The organism is Candidatus Frankia nodulisporulans, from assembly GCF_902806475.1.
Taxonomy (GTDB): Bacteria; Actinomycetota; Actinomycetes; order Frankiales; family Frankiaceae; genus Frankia; species Frankia umida.
On the sequence record NZ_CADCWS010000318.1, the window covers coordinates 1 to 4,095 of the forward strand.

1 protein-coding gene is annotated in these 4,095 nt (G+C 75.4%); it reads left to right on the forward strand.

All coding sequences use genetic code 11. The features are described 5' to 3' along the window. The coding region (locus tag G6R24_RS18845) for a type I polyketide synthase (protein WP_225438728.1) at nucleotides 1-4,095 on the forward strand (4,095 nt) is incomplete at both ends.

Below are 4,095 nucleotides of genomic sequence, written 5' to 3' on the forward strand. Positions count from 1 at the left end.
CGACGACCGACCGGCCGACGACCGACCGATCGAGGAGCAGGTAGCAATCATCGGGGTCGGCTGCCGGTTCGCCGGTGGCATCGACGGTCCCCGGTCGTTCTGGGAGTTCCTGCTGGCCGGGCGGGGTGCGGCCGGTCCGGTCCCCGCGGGACGCTGGGCCGCCTACCAGCATCGGTCCCGGGAGGAGACCGCGGTGTTGACCCGGGTCATCTCCCAGGGCGCGTTCCTGGCGGACATCGCCGGGTTCGACGCCGCGTTCTTCGGTATCTCGCCGGCCGAGGCCCGTCAGCTCGACCCCCAGCAGCGGCTCGCACTGGAGATCGCCTGGGAGGCGTTGGAGGACGCCGGCATCCCGGCGACCGACCTCGCCGGCACCGATACCGGGGTGTTCCTCGGCGTCGGCACCGATGACTACGGCCGCCGCCTGCTCGAGGACACCCCGGCCGTGCAGGCCTGGACCGGGATCGGGGCGTCCCTGTGCGGCGTCCCGAACCGGATCTCCTACACCCTGGACCTGCGCGGGCCGAGCATCGCCGTCGACACCGCCTGCTCGTCCTCGCTGGTCGCGCTGCACCAGGCGCGTCTCGCCCTGCTGCGCGGCGAGGTTCCGGTGGCGCTCGCCGGTGGGATCATGCTGATGTCCGGGCCCGGGCTGACCACGGTGCTCGACCGAGCCGGCGCGATCAGCCCGGACGGCCGCACCAAGGCCTTCGACGCCACCGCCGACGGCTACGGACGCGGCGAGGGCTGCGGCATCGTCGTGCTGCGCCGACTGTCGGACGCGCTGGCCGCCGGCGACCGTGTCCTCGCGGTGCTGCGCGGCAGCGCCGTCCACCAGGACGGTCGCACCGATGGGATCATGGCGCCCAGCAGCGACGCCCAGGCCCATCTGATGCGCCGTGCCTACGTGGACGCGGGCATCTCCCCCGCCGACGTCGGCTACGTCGAGGCGCACGGCACCGGCACCCGCCTCGGTGACCCGATCGAGGCGGCCGCGCTGGCCGCCGTCGTCGGACGTCCAGCCGCGCGGCCCTGCCTGATCGGCTCGGTGAAGACCAACATCGGCCACACCGAGGCCGCCGCCGGCATCGCCGGTGTGATCAAGACGGCGCTGGCGCTGCACCACGGCGTCATCCCGCCCACCCGGACCAGCACCGGCCCCCGCCCCGACATCGACTGGGCGGGCCAGGGCCTGCGCGTGGTCACCGAACCCACCCCCTGGCCGACCCCGGACGGCGACAGTCCGCACGGCGACCGCCCGCGCCGCGCCGGTGTGGCCAGCTACGGCTACGGCGGCACGATCGCCCACGTCGTCCTCGAACAGGCACCGGTGCGCCCCGACCCGGCCGCCGCCGCCCGCGCCACCGCGGTGGGGCCGCTGTTGTTCCCGCTGTCCTCGGCGAACCAGGCGGGTCTGGGTGCCCAGGCGGCGACCCTCGCGACCGCGCTGGCCCGGGAGAACTGGGATCTCACCGCGCTCGCGCGAACCCTGGCGACCCGTCGCGCGCAGCTCGGCGTGCGGGCGGTGGTCGTCGCCGAGGACACCGGCGAACTCGCCACCGGACTCGCCGCCCTCGCCGAACGGCGTGCGCATCCCGGTGTCGTCACCGGCACCACCGCCGACGCGACCCTGGCCACCGGCGCGCGCGGCCAGCGCCCGCGGCCCGCCCCGGTGTGGGTGTTCTCCGGGCACGGCTCCCAGTGGTCGGGCATGGGTCGTGACCTGCTCGCAGACGAACCCGCGTTCGCCGCCACGATCGATCGGATCAGCCCCGTCTTCGTCGCCGAACTCGGGGTGGAGCCGCGGGCGGTACTCGAATCCGGCGACCTCGGCCAGGTGGATGTCATCCAGGCGATGCTGTTCGCGATGCACGTCGGGCTGTCCGCGGTGTGGCGGGCGCGCGGGGTGAAGCCGGCCGCGGTGATCGGCCACTCGGTCGGTGAGATCGCCGCCGCGGTCGCCGCGGGCGTGCTCACCGAGGCCGAGGGCGCCCGGCTGGTGTGCCGGCGCTCCACCCTGCTGCGCCGGGTCGCCGGCCGCGGCGCGATGGTGATGGTGGACCGCCCCTTCGACGAGGTCGCCGCCTGGCTGGACGGCCTCGGTTCGCTAGCCACGGGCGCCGTCGCCGCGATCGCCGCGGCGCCCGCGTCCACCGTCGTCTCCGGGGACATCCCCGCCGTCGGGTACGCCGCCGACCAGGCCACCCAGGCCGGCTGGACGGTGCGCCGGGTCGACTCCGACGTCGCCTTCCACAGCCCGCAGATGGACCCGCTGTGCGCCGACCTCGCCGCCGCCGCGGCCGACCTGGACCCGCGGGCCCCCCGCGTCCCGCTGTACCTGACCGCGCTGGACGACCCACGCTCGACCGTCCGCCAGGACAGCGCCTACTGGGCCGCGAACCTGCGCAACCCCGTCCGGTTCCGGGACGCCGTCGCGGACGCCGCCGCGGACGGCCATCGGATCTTCCTCGAGGTGTCCGCGCATCCCGTGGTCAGCCACTCGATCACCGAAACGCTGATCGAGGCCGGTGGGCTTGTCGTCGCGAGCCAACGCCGCGACCGCCCGGGCCGGCGCACCCTGCTGACCGCCCTGGCCACCCTGCACTGTCACGGCGCTGCGGCCCCCCTGCCCACCTGGCCGACCCCGGCGCCAGCGATCGAGCTGCCGACCAACGCCTGGCAGCACGTCCGGCACTGGGTGGACGGGCCGCGCGACCACGAGTTCCCCGCCGACACCCTGCTCGGCCCGTGCGTCGCCGTCCCCGGCACACGCACCCGACTCTGGCGGACCACGTTGGACTTCCGCACCCGCCCCTACCCGCGCACCCATCCGGTGCTCGGCACGGAGATCGTGCCGGCGGCGGTCCTGCTGGGCACGTTCCTGGCCGCCGCGGGCACCGAGGCGCTGCACCGGGTCGCCCTGCGCGAACCCGTCGTCGTCCCGCCGGAGGGCTCACCGGTGGACCTCCAGGTCATCCAGGACGAGACCGGTCTGCGTCTGCTGACCCGCACCCGCACCGACAGCGCCGCCGCCTGGCTCACGAACACCACCGCCCAGCCGTCCACCGACAGGGCCACCACCCGCGCCCCCATCCCGAACGGCCCCGCCATCCCGGACGGCCCCGCCATCCCGGACGGCCTGGCTTCCCTGGACGGACCGGCTTCCCTGGACGCGCAGGCGCCCGCGGGGGACCCGCTGCCCGCGGACCATGTGATCACCCGGCTGGCCGAGCTCGGCGTGGCGGACATGGGTTATGCCTGGGAGATCACCGAGATCCGGCAGGGGGGCGGCGTGCTGCGGGCCACCGTCACCACGGCCGCGACCGACAGCTGGGCGGCCGTGCTCGACGCCGCGCTGTCCACCGCCTCGGTCATCTTCGACGGCCCACCGGTGCTGCGGATGCCGGCGGCTATCGACCACGTCCGGGTGGTCGGCCAGCCGCCGACCACCGCCCACATCACCGTCCACCTGGATCGCGCCGCTCCCGGCGACAGCACCACCAGCGGCCGCGACAACGCCGGGGGCTCCGATGCCCGCAACACCGTGCACGTCACGGTGCACGGCCAGCCGACCACCACCAACCACGACGGCACCACCAACCACGACGGTGACCACGACGGTGACGGCGAGGGCTGCGGCGAGGGATCGTTCGCCGAGCTTCGCGGGCTGCGGTACGGCGAACTCGACGGCGACGGGGAGGACCGTGCCGCCTCCGACCGGTTCGAGACGACCTGGCGGACGATCACCGTCGCACCGTCCGGCGGCGTCGTGGTCCGACCCGGTGAGCCGTGCGGCCCGGCGTCCCCCCTGGCCGCACGGACGATCCTGGTCCTCGGCGACCCGCGGGTGGCACGCGAACTGGCCCCGGTGTGCGCGGCCCACGCCGCCGTCGTCGACGACGATCCGCGGGCCCTGGCCACCGCGACCCACGTCCTGTTCGCCCCACCCACCACCATCACCACGGCCACCACGGCCACCGGCGACGTCATCACGACCGCGGCGTCGCCGATCGGCACCGGACCGAACGGCACCGGGCAGGAGGCGGCGGCGGTGCCGGACGCGGCGGCGGTGCCGGACGCGGCGGCGGTGCCGGA